The sequence below is a fragment of the Desulfomonilia bacterium genome, from assembly GCA_036567785.1.
GTDB lineage: Bacteria > Desulfobacterota > Desulfomonilia > UBA1062 > UBA1062 > DATCTV01.
The window spans coordinates 99,121-118,109 of sequence record DATCTV010000035.1 but is presented as its reverse complement, the minus strand read 5'-3'; the positions used below and the strand labels follow the sequence as shown (position 1 = coordinate 118,109).

Here is an 18,989-nt window from a genome sequence, read left to right as displayed (position 1 = left end):
CTTACTTCTGATAAGTTTGTCTTCCGTACCCATTAGCTTTCTCCTTTCTGATTTTGTTTTATTTCCCCTCAGAAAGAATAGCTCGTGGGTACTTCCTTTTCAATTACCCAACTGTCAGATTTGATCGGAACTAATACATTTTATATATGGTTCCCCTGTTATGAGTTCCAATGGGACTATATATATAGCCTGTGATAACGGTAATGTTTATGCAATAGGGGAATAAAAATATTTCTTCAGCCGCAGGCACCACTTGGGGACGCTGATGATAATATGACTACAGTTATGCATCCGATCCTCATCGTCGTTAAAAATCCTGCGTCTCTCAATTCCTCTGACTACTATATGATGTATGGCCCCGGGGCCGTCTATCCTTGATTGTCTCGGTATGATATCTTTCTAACGATAATTTAAAACCATTTTAAGTCTATAGTCAAAATATCATCAGCGTCCCCTATGGTTGCCATGGGCTTTTTAATGGGTGACCCCGTTGATTTCTGTAATTTTTACATTAAATTAAATTTCAATTATTTCTAGGGAGTTGAATAACCATATTGACTCCTTCTTTCCTGTATAGACTTGCAGGATAATTCATTATGTTACCCATTTTTTCAACTTCTATCGTAGTCTTCGTTTTTTCCGCATCTTTTGCTTTCATATCTAATATACTGGAAATAATTACATATCCTTTATATCTGTATACTGGATTGATTAAATAATCAGCATCCATTGATAAGGAATATGTAGCTAAATCTTTTAAATACCAAGTAGTCCCAGTTTCCATCACAGGTTTCATACGACTGAAGGCATTCTCGACCATAGCTTGTCTCTTATTGAAGTCAAGATTTATGATAATAAGCTCATCGCTTATTTTGCGAGGCCAGTTGGTTTTAACAATTTGTCTAGGTATTTTTATCATTCCATTTTCATCTGTCTTCAACCAATATGCTTTTTCAAACTTATTATTAATGTTTGTTTCAATATTTGGTATGAATAGAATGGTTGTATATTTTATATTGACTGATGAAAGCATATAAAGAACCGGAACATTTCTGATCGGTTCTTTGGTGATTTCATCAACCACCTTGATAGTTATCGGCCTTACAACAATGCTGTTTTTTATCCAGGGTATCTCAATGTTAAGAAAATAATTGTTTTTAGCTTCCCAGTATACAAAGAAACAGCACAATAGGATTGCAATTCCGATAACAATCTTTTTTCGGGTCCTCATTTATTATCTTATTCTCCCTGTACGAATGCATCGAACCCTTTAAAGCCAGTTGGCACCACTTGGGGACGCTGATGATAATATGACTACAGTTATGCACCCGATCCTCATCGTCGTTAAAAATCCTGCGTCTTTCAATTCCTCTAACTACTATATGATGAATGGCCCGGGGCCGTCTATCCTTGATTGTCTCTGCATGGGCACCACTTGGGGACGCTGATGATAATATGATTACAGTTATGCATCCGATCCTCATCGTCGTTAAAAATCCTGCGTCTTTCAATTCCCCTGACTACTATATGATGTATGGCCCCGGGGCCGTCTATCCTTGATTGTCTCGGCATGATATCTTTCTAGCGGCAATTTAAAACCATTTCAAGTCTATAGTCATAATTTCATCAGCGTCCCCTATGATTACTGTGTGACGAACCTGCAATTTGTCTCGCTCCTTGCCCAGCAAATGTAGGTTCATGAGACACAAAACATAAACTAAACACAAGCGCGATTAACTCAAAGACAGGTAAACCACTGGTTTGACCAGTGAGATTTGAAAAGGTTTGACCTTGCAGGATTAAGAACCTTTAAGCATCAGGCCCTGATTCTTTACAAATTGATTATTATGTCCTGTTGCAAAGCTTGGCATCTTTTGTTCTGTCCACCTGAACTTGATTGCCAATATTCCTCGTGATACAATATAATCAGTCGTTCATTAGTATCTGCAGCATGCAGTATCATATTTTATGAATAAAAAGGAGAAGGGTCTATGAAATCGAAACTGGAAATTTATGCTCTTGCCGTTTGCTTTACGTCGGTTGTTTGCTTGGTTATATCCGTAGGTATCGCTGGATACAATATAATTGAAATCATAAATCCAGAATTGACAATAGGATCATACGTGTACAACACTCTTCAGAGTAATGATAGCTTCTGGGAAAGTAGAAAGTGCAACAATGAATCGAAAGTTTTACCTGTAAGACCACCAGAAGAAGAGCTTTCAAAGAAACGTAAAGAGGCTCTGGCAATCGCACTAAAGGGAGAGAAAAGAGAAGGCTTCCAGAGTCTTGTCAAAACATTGATGTTCATATTGGCAGGCGGCATAGCACTATTGGTTCATTGGAAAATCGCCAAGAAGGCACGTACATAGGACGGGAATATAGGCCATCGGTTTCGCAAATCGACCGTGATGCGTCATATCTGAACAATCACCTTGGAAATATATGAGATCGAGACATGACCCTCCCGTTTTCTTTGTTACAGATTCAGGCATATCCGCGGAGCAGGAGTGACTGAAGTAAGTTATAGAGTTATTAGCGCGTGCTCTTGGGGACACTGATGATAATATGACTACAGTTATGCACCCGATCCTCATCGTCGTCAAAAAATCCTGCGTCTCTCAATTCCTCTGACTACTATATGATGAATGGCCCCGGGGCCGTCTATCCTTGATTGTCTCTGCATGATATCTTTCTAACGATAATTTAAAACCATTTCAAGTCTATAGTCATAATTTCATCAGCGTCCCCTATGGGACCGTCCCCTATGGGACCAGATCGAGGAGTGACGCAGCCGAGGAATGAGGCATACTTCTAGCGTGTGCCGCAATGACGAGACAAGGAAACGACAAAGAGATGCAAAGTTATTACGCCCTGTATAAAAAGCCTTTTGCCACCATCTCCCTTATCATATTGCAGAACCCCTGCTGAAGGTTTGCAACAGGGATGTTGACGGATGAAGAGATATCGGCAAGCAGTTCTCCGAGGGGTTTTTCGCCGTCGCATTTAATGAGCATGTTCGACATGACCGGGTCGATCCCGCCGGAATACACAAGGCCTTTGACGAGTGTCAGTTTGATCGATTCATCCGCCCAGCCTTCGGGGGATGGAGCGCTGACCCTTTCAAGCCTTGCGTCATCCGAAAGTTTGAATTTCGTCTTAAGGAGCGTTTCGTCGTCCGCCGTGAAAAGGTAATCAAATGCCTTGAATCCCTGTTCGATATTTTTGCCGCAGGGCCCCAGCATCTTTTCAGGGGCCTCGTCCGGCCTGAACCAGTTCTTTTCTTTGGACGATTTCCTCATGTTTACAATGCCTGCTCCTACTGAACCGATTCCCAGGCTTTTGTAGTATTGGAGCCATTCTTCAAATCGTCCGGTAAAATCGAGGCTGTCCTCTTTTTCGGTATGCTTTATCCATGTAGATGCGTATGTTCCGATACTTCTTGTCTCGCTCCTTATGACCCATGCGTCGCAGCCTGAATTTGCAAACCAGCCTGAAAGCGTCTCACGCCAGTCCGTGTCTTCGTATTCGGCCCAGTTGCAGAGCATCTGCAGAAATCCGCCTTCGTTCAGATGATTCCCGGCAAGCTTTACTATCTGCCGGCAAAATTCATCGCCAGCCATTCCTCCATCCCTGTAGATATATCTCTTCTCAGGCGATATGACAAATGGGGGGTTGCTGATTATCAGGTCGAAAACCTGTCCGGCGAAAGGCTCGAACAGGCTACCTTCAACACAGATGATGTTCTCAAAACCGTTCAGGGCGGCATTGAAGCGTGTAAAATCAAGAGCCCTCGGATTTATGTCGGATGCGTAAACCTTCCCGCTGTGCGATGCGGCCAGGAGCGCATGATAGCCGCAGCCGCAGCCCAGGTCGAGAGTTCTTCTTGAGTGTTTTCTTACTGTTATGTTAGCAAGGGTGAGCGTACTTGATCCTATTCCCATGACATAATTTTCCCTGAGCCCGGTCAGGAGTATGCCCGGCCGGTCAAAAGCTATGTGCAGGCCCCTGTGAGGGATAATCTTAATGCCGGCCTCGATCATTCCTCCATCTGTCATGCTCAGGATGCCGGCGTCACACAGGACTTCAATATCAATGGCCCCGAATGTATTTCTGACTGTATCTTCAGTACACGGCGCATCAATGAGAAACAGTCTGATCAGTGTGTCAAGGGCCGAGCCGGAATCGGTATTTTTCAGCAGGACAGGCATATCTGTACCCTTAAGAGAGGGAAAATCGGGCACGCCTATCCTGCTCAGAATACTTTCCTCGACAAAGGCCGCTTCTTTTAACAGTTTTTTGAGCCGTGGATAATCTCTGTCGTTAAGTCTTGGAAAATTCTTCATCCATGCTTGATAACAGAAAACGGTCAACTAGTCAGTAGCCTGTAGACAGAGACATTTGAAAACCTTATATTGTTGATATTGTTTTCAACACGAATGCAGCGGACAGGAATTGTTTCTCAGTTTCAGCCGGCTGCCGTCTCCTGTCTTCTGACTACTTGGGTTAATAGCGAGGTGATGCCATGGCAACATTCACGCAGGATAAAAGGATAATGGATATTGAAACGCCTCTGGGAAAGGATGTTCTTATCCTTACCGGATTTTCGGGTACCGAAGGGATATCAAGCCTGTTCAGATATGAACTTGAGATGGTATCGGAAAAAAACGACATCAGATTCGAAGACATCATAGGCAAGAGCGTAACCGTTTCAATGATGCTGCATGACGGCAACAAACGCTATTTCAACGGCATGATATCCAGCTTCAGGCAGACCCGCGGAGCAGGCGGAACCGACAAACATCTTCAGCTTGCGCAATATAAGGCGATTATGGTCCCTTCTTTCTGGATATTATCCCGCACGACTGATTCCAGGATATTCCAGAACATGTTGCCTCTCGAGATCATAGAAAAGATTCTGACGGAAAAAGAGATTAAGAACTACAGGATTGACGAGAAGGAATCTTATGTGAAGCGCGAGTATTGCGTCCAGTACAATGAAACCGACCTTAACTTCATATCCAGACTGATGGAGCACGAGGGCATCTTTTATTTCTTTGAACATGAGAACGGGAAGCACACCATGGTCATTGCCGATTCCGCGGCAGCCCATAAGCCGTGCCCGGGACAGGAAAGGGCGCAATGCCAGATAGGTTCAAGCAGCCTTCTTGAAAGAGACTATATCATGGGGCTTGAAAGGACTGTCGATATCAGACCCGACAAGTATTCAACGGCTGATTTCAATTTCAAGATGCCGTCCACCGACCTGAAGATTGAGAATGATACCAAATTGCCCATAGGCCCTTCCGGCAGGGAGATTTACGAATACCCGGGTTATTATGAAACCAGGAAGGACGGAGACACTATCGCGAATATCCGCATGCAGGAAGAGGAGGCGATGATTACGATAATTTCGGGCAGCAGCAGATGCCGGGCATTCGCTTCAGGATACCGTTTCGAGCTTCATGACCATTACCGGGAAGACATGAACAAAAAGGAATACGTAATTACAGCCATAAGGCACGAGGCGAAGGAAGATGTCGGCGCAGGAGGCGAAAAGATCGATGCAAAATATGAAAACTTCTTTTCCTGCATACCGCATGAGGGTACGTACAGGCCTCAAAGAAAGACCCCAAAGCCCAGGGTTTACGGTGCTCAGACAGCCATTGTCACAGGTCCACGAGGAGAAGAGATATATACCGACGAGCATGGCAGGGTGAAGGTTCAGTTCCATTGGGACAGGGAAGGAAAAAAGGATGATAAGAGTTCCTGCTGGATACGAGTCGGTCAGGTATGGGCGGGCCAGGGCTGGGGTGCGATATGGATTCCCAGGATAGGTCAGGAGGTAATAGTCGATTTCCTTGAAGGTGATCCCGACAGGCCCATAATTACCGGCAGCGTCTATAACGGTCATCAGACGCCCCCATATGCGCTTCCCGCGAACGCAACACAGTCAGGCATCAAGACGCGCAGCAGCAAGGGCGGGTCGGATGCGAACTATAACGAGATACGCTTCGAGGACAAGAAAGGCTCGGAGCAGATTCAGGTACATGCCGAGAAAAATATGGACACTACGGTAGAAGCCGACAAGACACTTGAAGTCGGCGGCAACCGCAAGACGCATGTAAAGGGAAGCTTTACCGAAAACATCGACAGCGGCGAAACAAGACAGGTCGATTCGGGGGTAAAAGAAACAATCAACGGCGGCATGAACCAGAAGATAACCGGAGGCGAGACCAGGACCGTTACCGGCGGAATAACCGAGACCGTGGACGGCGGAGAAACACGTACGATAAACGGGGGAATCACCGAAACCGTGGTCGGAGACGAAACAAGGACAATTTCAGGTGCGATAACTGAAGCAATCGGCGGGGCGGTTACCCAGAATATCGGCGGGGGCATGACCATAAACTCGCCCGCTGGAATTACCATCAACGCCCCGGCTGGGTATACTGTGGTAGCCCCGGGCGGTAACACGACAGTGGATTCCTGGTTCACCAAGATAGGCGGCAAGGATGAAGACCTTTTCGCGGTCCAGACCGCGATACTCTCCATGCAGACAACCATTGCAGGCCTGTCCACGGCCATGCAGGCCACCAAAATCGACGTGACAGGGATTGCCCTGGAAAGGTGCGGGGTCAAATCGGCCAACGAACCGCTAACGTTCAAGCAGGCTTCCACCAAGCTCAAATCGGGCGCGATTGGGCTTTACATGTATACACTTACTCTTATCGACTGAGGGAGGATAAGAAATGGCTGGAAAGACCACACTTGAAGAAAACCTTGTCTTTATAATTATCCTGGGTGTTGTGCTGGCCGTTACTGTGGGCCCTGTCATCTGGAATCATTTCAAGAAAAGTGAGGTGCTCGGTTCGGGTGTAGAGACAACAGCCAGGATTATCGATGTGGCTGATACCGGAAGGCGGCATAATACAAACCCTGTTGTTAAAATCAGGCTTGTTGTCAAGGCTGTGGAAGGCGATGAATACGATGCCGAGATAACCTCGCCCGTGTCTCCTGTCAAACTGATGGAATACAAAGCCGGGGCAACCGTAAAAGTCAAGTATGACCCGAAGGATGATAAGAATGTTGCAATTGTTGATACAGGCGAGAAAGGGCAATAGAGTTTGAAAACGATAAAACCCCAGAAACTGGGCATACTTACAAGGTGCTTTGAATTCAGGCATAAATTCTACTTTGCCGCCAGTGTCCTTATGTACATACCACTCTCGGACAGGCCGGAACTCTATTCGGAAGCGGGCATGTGGAAATTTGCGGCCGCCGAACTCGGCAAGGACGCGGCGCTGGACGCGTGCATACCCAAGGAGAAGCCGGAATTCCTGGTGGCAGGCTACGCATTCGTCCCGGGAAAGGAAAAAAGCATAGGCTGTTCGGTCAAGGTTCGCCTGGGCAATGTTGAAAAAGAGCTTTATGTTTACGGCGAGCGCTTCTGGAACGGGGACACGCCAAGCGAACCTGTAGGTTTTTCCAGTATGAAGGTCGATTGGGAGCATGCCTACGGCGGAGAAGGATTTGAAAAAAATCCGCTGGGAAAGGGCTTTAAACCTGTGAACATAAAGGACATGAAGGTGCAGCTCATACCGAATGTCCTTTATCCGAAAGAAAGAGTGATCTCGCCTGAAAAGCAGCACGAGCCGGCATCTTTCTGCCCTGTGGACTTCTCCTGGCCCCAGCGCTTTTCAAAGGCCGGGACTCATGACGACAAATGGCTGAAGGAGGATTTCCCGGGCTTCGCCCCTGACATGGACTGGACCATCTTCAATACGGCCCAGCCCGATCAATGGCTTGAGCATCCCCTGAGGACGGGTGAATCATTTCAGATTACCAACATGCACCCGGAAAAACCCGTCATCACCGGAAACCTTCCCGGATTCTCGGCACGGTGCTTCATAAACAGGCTTAAAGATGGTGTTGAGAGCTTTGACGAGATACAGCAGAGACTGACAACGGTATGGTTTTTCCCTCATGCGGAAAGGGCGATACTCATCTATCAGGGCCTGTGCGAAGTGAGCGATGAAGACGCATCCGAGATTTCACATATCGTAATAGGTGCGGAGAGGACTGACGAGCAGAAGCCGAAAGAGCACTACCTTGATGTCATGAGGCTGAGACTCGATAAGGAAAAGGGCCCCCTTTACGCGCTCAGGGACTCCGATCTGCTGCCTGACGGGCTTGAAAGCATCGATGCTTCCGTTGCCGATGACAAGGCCCTTTTCGAAGGCGAGGGGCTTATCAGGAAGAATCTTGGCATACGCGCGGCATTGGAGAGGGAAAGGGCGCGTGCGGTTGTCGCAGGATACGGCCTTGATCCCGACGAACACGGTCCTGTAATCCCGTCTCCCGAAGAGCCGCCGCCCGATCTGGAGCATCTTCCTGAATTGATGGATAAGCTTTTCTCCGAGGCCCGCGAGCAGAAAAGGCTTGCCGAAGAAGGAAAGATCAGGAGCCTTAACAGAACCGAAGAGCTCTTTAAAAAGATGGGCATGGATTTTAACGTGATCCGTGAAGAAGTGGCGCACAAACCGAAAGGCCCGCCCAGCTTCAACGCTCAGGCCCAGATAGATGCCCTGAAGGCGCTTGCGGATAAGCTGCGCTCCCAGGGGATAGAGCCTGCCGAGATAGATGCATACCTTGCCGATGAAACATTCTGCGGCCGCCTTTATGAAGGCGAGAAAAAGATAAAAGAGGTTTACAGGATAAACGCACACAATCAGGATGCGGCGCCTGCCATGGATCAAGATAAGGTCCGGGGCGTCCGTGAGTCAGTAATGAAGGCGTATTCTGAAAAGCGGTCCCTGTCGGAGGTTGACCTTACAGGAGCGGACCTGAGCGGCCTGAATCTTACAGGTGCTGATTTTGAAGGTGCTTTTCTTGAAAGCGTAAACTTCACGGGTGCAAACCTTGCAGGCTGCAATTTCAGAAATGCGGTTCTGGCCCATGCAGTATTTAATGGTGCGAATCTGGCAGATGCAGTGTTCATCAATGCGAATATGGGTAAAGCGGCTTTTGCTGGTGTAAACGCGGCAGGGGCTGACATGACGGAAGCGATACTGGCAGGGGCCGACCTGAGCGGCGCCGGTTTTTCCGGGGCCAGGATTGAAGGAGCGGACTTCAGCGGGGCGAAATTCGGGAATACTGATTTTTCGCGGGTTCAGGCGTCGATGGTGACTTTTTTCGAGACCGAACTTACAGGCCTGATCCTGAAGAATGCAAAACTCGATAAATGCAACTTCCTCAAGGTTAATTTGAACCAGGCGGACTTCAGCGGTGCTTCCCTTGCTTCGGCTGTTTTTCTGGAGGTAAAGGCGGACGCGGTCAATTTTATGAACGCCGACATGACCAATGTAAGATTCGTTATGCAGTGCGGTTTTGAAAAGGCTGACTTTTCAGGAGTACTCCTCGACAGCGCCAATTTGAGGGGCAGCGATCTGAGCGGCTGCAACTTCACGGCCGCCCGGATGAACGGGGCCGATTTCAGCGAGTGCAGATTGAAAGAGGCAAGGTTCTACAGGGCTGTCGCAAAAGATGCGCGATTCATAAAGGCCGACTTGAGAGGTGCGGTCATGGTATCGATAAACGCAATGAATGCGTCCTTTCAAAGGGCAGACCTGAGGGGTGCCAATCTCTCCGGGGCCAACCTGTACCAGGCCGATTTTGCAAGGGTGTATGCCGACCACGACACCAAACTTGGTGAGGCCCTCACCACAAAAGTGCGGGTTTACCCGCGCAAAATAATTCCCAAAGGGGACGGTTGATCATGGATCGTGAAACCTTGTGCAGCAGGATCAGCCGTGGCGAGCAGATTTCGAAGGAAAGCCTTGCCGGGCTTGACTTGAGAGATGCGGTGCTTTCGGGAGCGATATTTGAGGACGTGGATTTCAGCAAAACGAACCTAAAGGGTGCGACATTCAAGGAATCAATTCTTATTAGGTGCGCATTTGACAGGGCTGACCTTGGCGGCACGGTTTTTAACCTTGTAAGTCTGCATATGTGCTCGTTCAAATCGGCAAACCTCGCAGGGGCGGACATGAGGGCATCACAGATAAGCCAGTGTGATTTCATGTCCGCTGATTTTACCGGTGCAGACCTAAGGAAAGCGGCCATTGCACAGAGCATGCTGACGGATGCCAGATTCTGCAGCTCCAAACTGGAACGCACAACGTTTGTTGAAGTTGAGACGGCCGGCACAGATTTCTCTGAAACAAATCTTGAACACACCGTACTTCTCAAGGCCGACCTTAGAACGGCCAGACTTGCCGGCACAAGTTTTCAGACGGCCATTCTCATTGAAGCGAACCTTTCCGGGATGAGCCTCAAGGGACAGGATTTATCCTTTACACAGTTTATGGGCGCGGACCTGTCGGGATGCGATCTGAGCGGTACAAACCTTACGCAGTGCAATTTCAAGGGTGCAAATCTCAAAAAGGCTAACCTGACTGATGCCAGGGCGAACAACGCCCTTTTTGTGGAGGCCATGCTTAATGAAACGGTTCTCCGTGATGCGAAGCTTTACCAGTCGATTTTCATTGATGCTGATATGGGTCTTGCGGATATGTCAGGGGCTGACATGCGGCAGTGCATCCTTACGAAGGCGAAATGCGTTCAGGCGCGTTTCGTCAATGCCGACCTGACCTATGCGGATTTTTCTCATGCGGACCTGAGTGCGGCCAATCTCTATGGTGCCAGGATGTTCAGGGCGAAGCTGCACGGGATAAAAGATCAAAAGGCGGTTATTACGGACCGTGAATCGGCGCTGGGAAACGACTCGGAACTGATGAAGGCCGAGAACTGGAAACCGGTGTATTAGAAGATATTAGCTGTTAAGCTGATGAGTTGATGAGCAAAAGATCAAGGAGTAAAAGATGAAGCAAGCATTGAGACGGATTACAGGACATAATTGCCAGGTCCAGGCCCACGGCTTCGTCACCGGCCGTGACGACAGGGGGGCCTTCGTTGATTGCGAATACGGGATTGTTTACGCAAGACGGGCGGCGAGCTGCCTTATCGAACCGGCTGTCGGAGACAGTGTCCTCGTTGCGGGAGACCTTGAAGGGGATATCTTTGTAATAGCCGTGCTCGAACAAAAGGAGGCATCTGCCACCAAGATAACAGTCGAAGGCGACCTTCATCTGGGTGTCCCGAAAGGCCGCTTCAGTGTCGTCTCGGCGCAGGGTGTTGACCTTGTATCTGCTGGCGACATAGCGATGACTTCAACCGAGCTTGCCGTGCACTCCGATAAGGCCCGGGTTTTCTTCGATCAGCTCTCGTATGTTGGCCGCAAGGTTCTGGCGCAGGCAGGCGCTTTCAAGTTTGTAGGCGAAATGTTCGATACGATTGCCGGGCGTATAAGCCAGAAGGTCAAACGAAGCTATAAAATTGTTGAAGAGATCGATCAGGTAAGAAGCAATCAGATCGATTACAGGGCGGAAAAGAACATGAGCCTCAAAGGTCAGAACGCACTGGTTACGGCGGACGAACTGGTCAAAATAGAGGGCGACCAGATTCATCTGGGGTAAAAGACGGTTAAGAGTGGTGAGTGGTGAGAAAACAGAAATGAAAAAGCTGTTAAGCTGGTAAGTAAAAATGAATATACAGGGCGTCAGAACAATGCATACCGCGAAGCGACGAAGCCGAGGAATGAGGCATACTTTCAGCGTATGCCGCAATGACGAGGCAAGGAGGGACAAAGGTATGCAAAGTTATCACGCCCTGTGCTAAGGGAGGATATATGTTCGCCAACACACAGATGGGCGGAATGGATACGGGATTTCCCGATGTCTGCCTGACGCCGAGCCCGGCGGGGCCTGTGCCGGTCCCTTATCCGAACATTGCCAACGGCCCGATGGGGGTTCCTGCGGCATACAAGGTGCTTTTCATGGCGGCGCCCGCACATAATATGAACACTCAGATTCCGCTCAGTAACGGCGACAACGCCGGTGTGGCAACGGGGGTTGCATCCGGCATGGTCATGGGCCCGGCAAGGCATCTGACGGCATCATTCACCGTGCTGGTGGGAGGGATGCCCGCCACAAAGCTTACAAGCGCATCGCTCCAGAATTCCACAAACTGTCCGGGCGTGCGTGTAGCGCCCAGCCAGACAAAGGTGCTGCTCCTGGCGCCCTAGAAACAGCCTGGCGTCCGGTGAAGATTTGTATGTATATAAAAAAACTGGGACAATAATTTTAAACAATCAGGGAGGAAAACCGGATGAAACGTTTGATCATGACAGCCATGACGGTAATATTTGTGATGTGTTCAGGCACACTCTGGGCCGTGGAAGACAATCTTGAAAAGTCTGCCAGAAATCTGGAATCTGTCATAATGGGGATGCTGAAAGGTATTGACAGGACATTGACGAAGTCTGCATCGGTAATCGGCAAGATGGGGATATCAAACCTTGAAACAAAAAGGGTCCTCAAAGAATGCCGGCTGGGAAGGTCGTACGTGATAGACTGCGCCTTTGTCGATGACAAGGGCGTTATCAGAGTGATCGAACCTGATAAATACAAAAATTCCGAGGGAATCGACATAAGCTACCAGGATGCCGTCAAAGAAATCCTGAAGACCAGAAAACCTGTCATGAGCAATCTTATCGATTCTGTCGAGGGTATAAAGGCGGTTGATTTCAAGGCGCCCGTTTTCTCGGAGAAAAATGAGTTTCTGGGCAGCGTGAGTATGCTGACCAGGATTGAAGAGATGATCAAATTCGCCGCTGTTCAGGTCGAGGCAGGCCGCGGCGTGAAAACATGGGTCATGCAGAAGGATGGGCTTATAATCTATGAAACCGATCACTCTCAGATAGGTCTTAACCTGTTTACCAGCCCCTTTTACAAAAACTATCCCGAACTCATAGAGCTTGGCAAAAGAATGGTGAAGGAAGAAAGCGGCGAGGGGTCGTATACATTCCTTGTTAAAGACAAACAGAAAGTCGTCAGGAAGGATGCGGCGTGGAGGACATTAAGCTTTTACGGAAATGAGTGGGTGCTGGTTGTATACCAGCAGGAGGAATAGCTCATACTCCGTGAATAATCACTTTTTTAGGATGAAGAGGAGACTGTGAATGAAGAATAGAATGATGATTCTGATGATTGCCATCATGTTTATGTTATTATGTACGGTTTCAAATGCCGCCGAAAAGGTTAAACGTCCGGCCCCTTTGATGTTCGATGCCGGAGTTGCTGTTTCTTCGTTGATGACTATCTCCGATGCATATATCAAATCCGTTTCAGACAGACTTGAAGTGGCTGCCGTTACTGAAGAGGCCGCAAGCGGAAACTGGGAGAGAATAAAACCGCTGCTTGAAAAAATCGAGGAACAGGAAAAGGGAGATGCGGTCGCCTGGTTTGCGCTTCCTGACGGGTCATATTACACGGTTGACAAAGGTTTGATGGACAAGAACCTGAGTGACCGCGCGTATTTTCCTGTGGTCCTTTCAGGAAAAATATCGGTAGGTGAGCTTGTCGTCAGCAAATCAACGAATCAGGTTTCGGCAATAATTGCGGTTCCGGTAAAAAAAGGTGATTCCGTGACCGGTGTGCTGGGGGTATCGCTCTTTACCAGGAAGCTCAGTGTTCTCATCAACAAGATGATGAGACTCCCTGACGAAGCAATTTTCTATGCCCTTAACAAGGATCATATTACCGCCATCAATAAAAAGCCCGGACTTGTATTTATGGACCCTGAGGCCCAGGGAAGCAGTTCAATGACAATGGCGATAAAGGAAATGCTGTCGATGGAAGAAGGCATAGTTGAATATGATTTTCATGGAAAGCGCCGTGTGGCTTTCATGAAATCGAATTATACGGGCTGGTGGTATGCCATCGGGCTGCTGGAAATAAGTAATGAAGCAAAAGACAAAAGGAAAAAATAAAAGCAATTAATCCGATAAGCTGATTAGCGTGAGCGGAACAGGTTTATTTTCTGCTCCGGTTAGCTGGTTTGGCGATTGAGTGATGAAGACCTTATGGGGGCGATTATGAATAACAGAGGGAAGCATTTCGTTTCAGCCCTGATAACTTTGGCTTTATTGATACCGGCGGTAATAAACGCTGCCCAGCCACTGCCTGAAGGTTTTGTCTACCTTGACGATGTCATACCTGGGATCAGGCTTGAAATGCGCTATTATTCCGACAATAATTTTACGGGCCGCCGGGTGGACGGCTATCTGAAGCCTCGCTGCATAATTTCAAAACCAGCAGCACTGGCGCTTAAAAAGGTACAGGATGACCTCCTGCCATTCGGGCTGGAACTCAAGATATTCGATGCCTACAGGCCTCAGGCGGCTGTGGATAATTTTATCAGGTGGGCGGCTGATATAGGCGATACGAAGATGAAAAAAGAGTATTATCCTGATGTCGATAAAACAAATCTTTTCAGGGACGGTTATATCGCTTCCCGGTCTGGCCATACCAGAGGCAGCACGGTCGATCTGACGATCATTCAGTCCGGTTCGGGCAAAGAGCTTGATATGGGTGGCACATTCGATTTTTTCGGGCCGGTCTCCTGGCCGGACAGCAGCCTGGTGCAGGCCGATAAAAAAGCGAACAGGCTTTTATTGAGAACGCTCATGATAATGTACGGGTTCAAACCATATGATAAAGAGTGGTGGCACTTCACGCTTGCGAACGAGCCTTACCCGAATACGTATTTTAATTTCCCGGTTGAGTAGGCGGGCTTAAGGATAAAGGACGGCGGAACAACTGCCCCTGTTCTTTTTTCAGTTTCAGCCGATAAAGTATATTTGAAAGCCGGAAAAACAAGAAGGAAATTGCAAGAGAAGGAGCAGCCCATGAATAAACGTATTAAACTGATTCCACTAGTCTGTCTGATTCTCGCGCTGGGGATAATCATAAACTGCGGCAGCAGCTATCGCATCAATTATTCAAACGTCAGGGCGGACCTCAATTACAGCGGTACCCGGACGGTTGCTGTCGGAGTGCTGGATAAACGGCCCTATGTGATAAGCGGGGAGAACGACCCCAGGTTCGTGGGAACAATGCGGGGCGGCTACGGCAACCCGTTCGACCTGTGGACAACTAGCGATTTGCGGTTGTCTGACGAGATGGCTTCTAATATTGCGGAATCTCTGAGCGGCAAGGGTTTTAAAGTAGTATCGAAGAAAGCTGTGGTGGCAAAGGACCCCTCGGCGATGCTTACTGAAATGAAATCGACAGGCGCCCAGCGTCTGGTCCTGATGGTGATGAATGACTGGTGGAGCAACTACTATCCGAAGAGCTTCGGCGCTGAAAAGAGCGAGCTTATCATCGACGTTGAATTAAATGTCATGGACAACAACAGGAAATCACTCGGCACAAAGAAGATGAAAGAAATCGTTAATGTCGAGTCAGGCTGGCCGCAGGACACCATACCGGGGTGGTACCAGAAAAAAATGACCGAACTGCTCAATGACAAGAATATTCAGAAGGCGCTCAGGTAGAATTTTATGCCAATAGCTTACTATCGGCTGCGGATGAAATCTGTTTATATAATTTTTAATTTCAAGAGGCTGCCAGTATGACTGCGAGCCAGATAATGACCATTGCCAGCGTGACGGTAACAGCCGGGTCTATCATCATGACCCTGCGTGTGGGAACGGCGACCGTCTTTTCAAGCGACGCCCACTTGTGTTTTATGCATTCCTCATAAACCGGGCTTTCGACCATGTTGAGCAGGTCCCTCCTGCTGCGGTAGCGCACGATGCCGACATGTTCGAAAAAATCCGTACCGTCGCTGTCGCTTATGAGGTTTGCCATTTTCCGCGAATAGAATACCGGGTAGGAGCCGCGCTTGATAAGCTCTTTGATTACGGCCCTGTTGTAAAGCTTCGCTGCATCTTCTCCGGTCTTCACATCGGGAAATTCCCCTTCATGATAGAGCGCCTTTTCCCGGTATTTCATGAGGTTGACCATATAAAAGGGCTTTCCGTCGTCGGCCTCCATGAACCGCCGGAAATTCGCCTTTCCAACGGCGCTCATGTCATCATACCCGCCTTTGGCGGAGAGCCTGTCGATTTCAGCCTTTGTGAGCGGTTTTTTAAGCCATCGGTAATTCCAGTTAAGAAAAATCAGATAGATCACTACAAGTATTATTGTGAATGATGTGATCGACATTGGTAAAATATATCTCAAAGGACCTCAAAAACAAACCCCAATTCCAATAACCATTTTTCAATGAATGAAGCTGTCTGCCCGCAATCTCGCAACCTCAAATCGATTTGCCCAGATGATCGTCCGGCATTAAATTCTTCATGGGCGTTACTTGATGACGCTATTAAGGTAGTCGATTGCATACTCGAGTTCGACATCGGTGCCGTTTGCAAGTGCGATGATGTTGTCGTATGTGGCCGGGACCCTCATGTCCGGAATGATACCGCCGATTCCTTCGGCATTGCTGTCGATCTGCACGACGCTTTTTGAGTCGAGAGAGCGGCCGTATGCGTACCTGAAGGTATAATGTGTATCAGTATCAGGACCGGGCAGCGTGAGGTGCACGCCCACTATGCCGAATGAGCCGTTTGTGCCGTTAAAGCCAATGACATATCCTTTTGCGAGATTTTTAATGCCCATGGCGACCCCTTCGCCTGAACTTATATTGCCGGGAGAGACGAGGGCGACTACATGACCGCCGTAATAAGGCTTCTGCGGGCGTATGAAAGCAGGGGTTTTTCCAATAAAGCTCAACTGCGTTTCAGGGTCCGTCATTACGTCCACAAATGCATCGAGACTTGCATCATACTGTACTGTCCTTTCATAAAAGAGCCGGTCCCTGTTGAAGAATCCGCAGATGTCCGCCGCCATCTGGTCTGATCCGCCGAAGTTCGCCCTGATATCTATAATGATGCCTTTGGCATTGTTGTTTATAAAGTACTCAAGGGCCTGCCTGAATTTGTCGATAACGCGGTTCTGTAATGAATATGGGTCGCTCATGTCCAGCTCTATATATAGGGCCATATAGCCGTAACCCTGAGGAAGCATGTAATAATCGAGAAAACGTTTCGCCTGTTCCATGGTGGGCCTTCTGGCAAACCACTCTGTGATGTCCGGGCTTTGATAAGAATCATCCGCAGCCGTCAGCACCGTGCTTGAAGATGATATGCTTCCGGGATTTTTATAGACTACAGTTACCTCGCTTCCCATAGGTGCGCGGGTCAGATAGTTGAGCCTGATAATCTTCGAGTAGTCATTCGTTGCAGGCGGGCCTGATTTCCAGATGGGTTTTACCTGAGCCACCGCTGCCTCGACCGGGATGCCATTCCAGCTTATTATTTCCGCACCCTGAAGGATCCCGGCGGTCTCGGCAGGCCCTTCCGGCAGAAGCTTTGCGGCGATGTACCGCCCGTCGTCAAGTCCCACTATGGCAAGTCCGTAGCTATATCCCACTTCTTCTTTCATTATGATCTCGTCGATCGCCGGAAACGAGATATGGCCGTCATGAATGTTTGAGAGGTATTCCCTGATTGCAAGATAATAGGACTTCGCATCATGGGATGCCTCGGCCTCGGCTATCCTCGGATAGAACTCATAATAAAGGGCGTCGAAATCTATTTTCTTCCAGTCGGTGAATGCATATTCCCGGGAAAGTCTGTCATGGGCCTTGCTGAACGCTTCGGCCCAGCCGTAGGAGCTGAAATCCTGGTCAACAGGCGGCGTATACGCAACGGGTGCTCTGCTGTTGCTGCTTTCCGAACAGGCGGACGCAAGGGAAAGAATGATGATTAAGACAGCGGCCAATCCCGCTAAGGAAGTCTTCTTCATGAAGGACATATCGGAAGTTTCCTGAAATAATTTACGGGCATTTCAGACAGCCGGGATCTACGTGGGATATCTGGCTGATAAAAAACGATGCCGTTATTGTCCGGAAACCCGGCAGTATGATATATTCAGTATATTGCAACCGGGATGATTCTGAAGAATTATGAGGGGGTATCAAGTCATGATAAGAGAAATCAGGTCCGGGTATTCATGGCGGCTTACAGTCCTGGGGGTCATCCTTTCGGCGGGAATTCTCACCGGTTGTCTTAAAGTAAGCGGCCCTTTGCATGACGGCAAGGCGGGAGGCTATTACAAGGCCGCGATTGCTGTTAAAGGCGGCACCGGCAATTACCTTTTCACCCTTGAGTCCGGGGTGCTGCCGCCGGGCTTGAGTCTGGCGCAGAATGGTACTGTTTCAGGCACCATTGAAAGCGGTTCCGTAGGTGTTTATACCTTCAGTGTGAAGGCTGTTGATGCCGTTCTGCCGAAGGGCCTGTACAAGGCGGAACAGGAGCTTTCCATCAAGGTCGAGGATACCCCGTACAAGTGGACGCTTATCACGCATTTCGCCGTGGACAACAATATAAGCTACGATATGGGGATTATCCTTAAATACTATCTCCAGACACTGGAAGATATTAAGGCCCGGGACCTGAACAACAATATACAGATTGTCCTGATGATGGATGCCTATGGCGAAAATGCTAAATATGTGGATGGATATTATTACCTTAGCGGGGGAGACTTCAATAAAGACCTCGTGGTGCAGACAGGCGAAATCAACTCGGGTTCCTTAAGCGACACGGAAGCCTTTTTAAGCTGGGCCGCCACGCTCTACCCGTCGGAACACTACATGTACTCTATATTCGACCATGGCAGCGGATTTACGGATCTGCCGCCCGACACGCCGCGCGTTCTAGGCATAGGGTTCGATGAGGGAAACGGCAATGACAGGCTTACTCATAAGGAATTAGGGCAGACCATGGCCTATCTGAAAGATCTCATCGGCCGTCCAGTCGACATATTCTATCCCTTTGCCTGCCTGATGGGCGGGATCGAACTGGCCTATGAGGTGCGCGGCAGTGCAGATTACCTGTTGAGCTCTGAAGAGAATTTTCCTGCCGATCTTTTTTCCTATCAGGGAATCGACGCTGTCATCGGCGACCCGGATATTGCACCTGTATCCCTTGCACGAAGCATGTGAGACAGCGCATATAA

Annotated in this window: 16 protein-coding genes; 12 read left to right on the top strand and 4 right to left on the bottom strand. The window is 48.5% G+C overall.

Annotated features, from left to right (window positions below; all coding sequences use genetic code 11):
• Positions 1-523: 523 nt before the first annotated feature.
• Complete coding sequence (locus tag VIS94_10665; protein HEY9161536.1) at positions 524-1,231, bottom strand: hypothetical protein; 708 nt, start codon at positions 1,229-1,231, stop codon at positions 524-526.
• Between the two features lie 760 nt (positions 1,232-1,991).
• Between VIS94_10665 and VIS94_10660 the strand changes: the two genes are divergently transcribed.
• The gene (locus tag VIS94_10660) at positions 1,992-2,372 is read left to right on the top strand and encodes a hypothetical protein (protein HEY9161535.1); all 381 of its coding nucleotides are present in this window, start codon (positions 1,992-1,994) and stop codon (positions 2,370-2,372) included.
• Between the two features lie 495 nt (positions 2,373-2,867).
• On the opposite strand, the gene VIS94_10655 is transcribed toward VIS94_10660, so the two are convergent.
• The gene (locus tag VIS94_10655) at positions 2,868-4,346 is read right to left on the bottom strand and encodes a class I SAM-dependent methyltransferase (GenBank protein ID HEY9161534.1); all 1,479 of its coding nucleotides are present in this window, start codon (positions 4,344-4,346) and stop codon (positions 2,868-2,870) included.
• A gap of 179 nt (positions 4,347-4,525) precedes the next feature.
• Here VIS94_10655 and tssI point away from each other — a divergent pair, with 179 nt between their 5' ends.
• From tssI to VIS94_10605, 10 genes are all read left to right on the top strand, one after another.
• The gene (gene tssI, locus VIS94_10650; protein ID HEY9161533.1) at positions 4,526-6,739 is read left to right on the top strand and encodes a type VI secretion system tip protein TssI/VgrG; all 2,214 of its coding nucleotides are present in this window, start codon (positions 4,526-4,528) and stop codon (positions 6,737-6,739) included.
• 13 nt (positions 6,740-6,752) lie between these two features.
• Positions 6,753-7,124 carry a DUF3592 domain-containing protein gene (locus VIS94_10645; protein ID HEY9161532.1) on the top strand — a complete coding sequence of 124 codons (372 nt, stop codon included), beginning with the start codon at positions 6,753-6,755 and terminating at the stop codon, positions 7,122-7,124.
• A gap of 3 nt (positions 7,125-7,127) precedes the next feature.
• The gene (locus tag VIS94_10640) at positions 7,128-9,776 is read left to right on the top strand and encodes a DUF2169 domain-containing protein (GenBank protein HEY9161531.1); all 2,649 of its coding nucleotides are present in this window, start codon (positions 7,128-7,130) and stop codon (positions 9,774-9,776) included.
• A 2-nt stretch (positions 9,777-9,778) separates the two neighbouring features.
• A complete protein-coding gene (locus VIS94_10635) occupies positions 9,779-10,828 on the top strand; it encodes a pentapeptide repeat-containing protein (protein HEY9161530.1) in 1,050 nt (349 codons plus the stop codon).
• Between the two features lie 55 nt (positions 10,829-10,883).
• Positions 10,884-11,537: a DUF3540 domain-containing protein gene (locus tag VIS94_10630; protein ID HEY9161529.1), complete on the top strand. Its 654-nt coding sequence runs from the start codon at positions 10,884-10,886 to the stop codon at positions 11,535-11,537.
• Positions 11,538-11,749: 212 nt separating this feature from the next.
• Positions 11,750-12,145 (top strand): DUF4150 domain-containing protein, encoded by a 396-nt coding sequence (locus VIS94_10625; GenBank protein ID HEY9161528.1) that lies wholly within the window; start codon positions 11,750-11,752, stop codon positions 12,143-12,145.
• Between the two features lie 83 nt (positions 12,146-12,228).
• The gene (locus VIS94_10620; protein HEY9161527.1) at positions 12,229-13,032 is read left to right on the top strand and encodes a cache domain-containing protein; all 804 of its coding nucleotides are present in this window, start codon (positions 12,229-12,231) and stop codon (positions 13,030-13,032) included.
• Positions 13,033-13,081: 49 nt separating this feature from the next.
• Positions 13,082-13,891, top strand: coding sequence for a hypothetical protein (locus VIS94_10615; GenBank protein HEY9161526.1), 810 nt, complete (start codon positions 13,082-13,084; stop codon positions 13,889-13,891).
• Between the two features lie 105 nt (positions 13,892-13,996).
• Positions 13,997-14,689, top strand: coding sequence for a M15 family metallopeptidase (locus VIS94_10610; protein HEY9161525.1), 693 nt, complete (start codon positions 13,997-13,999; stop codon positions 14,687-14,689).
• 120 nt (positions 14,690-14,809) lie between these two features.
• A complete protein-coding gene (locus VIS94_10605; GenBank protein ID HEY9161524.1) occupies positions 14,810-15,457 on the top strand; it encodes a hypothetical protein in 648 nt (215 codons plus the stop codon).
• A gap of 61 nt (positions 15,458-15,518) precedes the next feature.
• Here VIS94_10605 and VIS94_10600 read toward each other — a convergent pair whose 3' ends face one another.
• Both VIS94_10600 and VIS94_10595 read right to left on the bottom strand, forming a co-directional pair.
• The gene (locus VIS94_10600; protein ID HEY9161523.1) at positions 15,519-16,130 is read right to left on the bottom strand and encodes a hypothetical protein; all 612 of its coding nucleotides are present in this window, start codon (positions 16,128-16,130) and stop codon (positions 15,519-15,521) included.
• A 144-nt stretch (positions 16,131-16,274) separates the two neighbouring features.
• A complete protein-coding gene (locus VIS94_10595; protein ID HEY9161522.1) occupies positions 16,275-17,774 on the bottom strand; it encodes a S41 family peptidase in 1,500 nt (499 codons plus the stop codon).
• A 178-nt stretch (positions 17,775-17,952) separates the two neighbouring features.
• Here VIS94_10595 and VIS94_10590 point away from each other — a divergent pair, with 178 nt between their 5' ends.
• Complete coding sequence (locus tag VIS94_10590; GenBank protein ID HEY9161521.1) at positions 17,953-18,975, top strand: clostripain-related cysteine peptidase; 1,023 nt, start codon at positions 17,953-17,955, stop codon at positions 18,973-18,975.
• Positions 18,976-18,989 lie beyond the last annotated feature (14 nt).

Bases quoted from the DNA above. Each gene is read 5' to 3' on its own strand.
- VIS94_10635 (HEY9161530.1), top strand. From the start codon at position 9,779: ATGGATCGTGAAACCTTGTGCAGCAGGATCAGCCGTGGCGAGCAGATT.
- VIS94_10615 (HEY9161526.1), top strand. From the start codon at position 13,082: ATGAAGAATAGAATGATGATTCTGATGATTGCCATCATGTTTATGTTA.
- VIS94_10645 (HEY9161532.1), top strand. From the start codon at position 6,753: ATGGCTGGAAAGACCACACTTGAAGAAAACCTTGTCTTTATAATTATC.
- VIS94_10665 (HEY9161536.1), bottom strand. From the start codon at position 1,231: ATGAGGACCCGAAAAAAGATTGTTATCGGAATTGCAATCCTATTGTGC.
- VIS94_10620 (HEY9161527.1), top strand. From the start codon at position 12,229: ATGAAACGTTTGATCATGACAGCCATGACGGTAATATTTGTGATGTGT.
- VIS94_10590 (HEY9161521.1), top strand. From the start codon at position 17,953: ATGATAAGAGAAATCAGGTCCGGGTATTCATGGCGGCTTACAGTCCTG.
- VIS94_10625 (HEY9161528.1), top strand. From the start codon at position 11,750: ATGTTCGCCAACACACAGATGGGCGGAATGGATACGGGATTTCCCGAT.
- VIS94_10610 (HEY9161525.1), top strand. From the start codon at position 13,997: ATGAATAACAGAGGGAAGCATTTCGTTTCAGCCCTGATAACTTTGGCT.
- tssI (HEY9161533.1), top strand. From the start codon at position 4,526: ATGGCAACATTCACGCAGGATAAAAGGATAATGGATATTGAAACGCCT.
- VIS94_10600 (HEY9161523.1), bottom strand. From the start codon at position 16,130: ATGTCGATCACATCATTCACAATAATACTTGTAGTGATCTATCTGATT.
- VIS94_10595 (HEY9161522.1), bottom strand. From the start codon at position 17,774: ATGAAGAAGACTTCCTTAGCGGGATTGGCCGCTGTCTTAATCATCATT.
- VIS94_10605 (HEY9161524.1), top strand. From the start codon at position 14,810: ATGAATAAACGTATTAAACTGATTCCACTAGTCTGTCTGATTCTCGCG.
- VIS94_10630 (HEY9161529.1), top strand. From the start codon at position 10,884: ATGAAGCAAGCATTGAGACGGATTACAGGACATAATTGCCAGGTCCAG.
- VIS94_10655 (HEY9161534.1), bottom strand. From the start codon at position 4,346: ATGAAGAATTTTCCAAGACTTAACGACAGAGATTATCCACGGCTCAAA.
- VIS94_10660 (HEY9161535.1), top strand. From the start codon at position 1,992: ATGAAATCGAAACTGGAAATTTATGCTCTTGCCGTTTGCTTTACGTCG.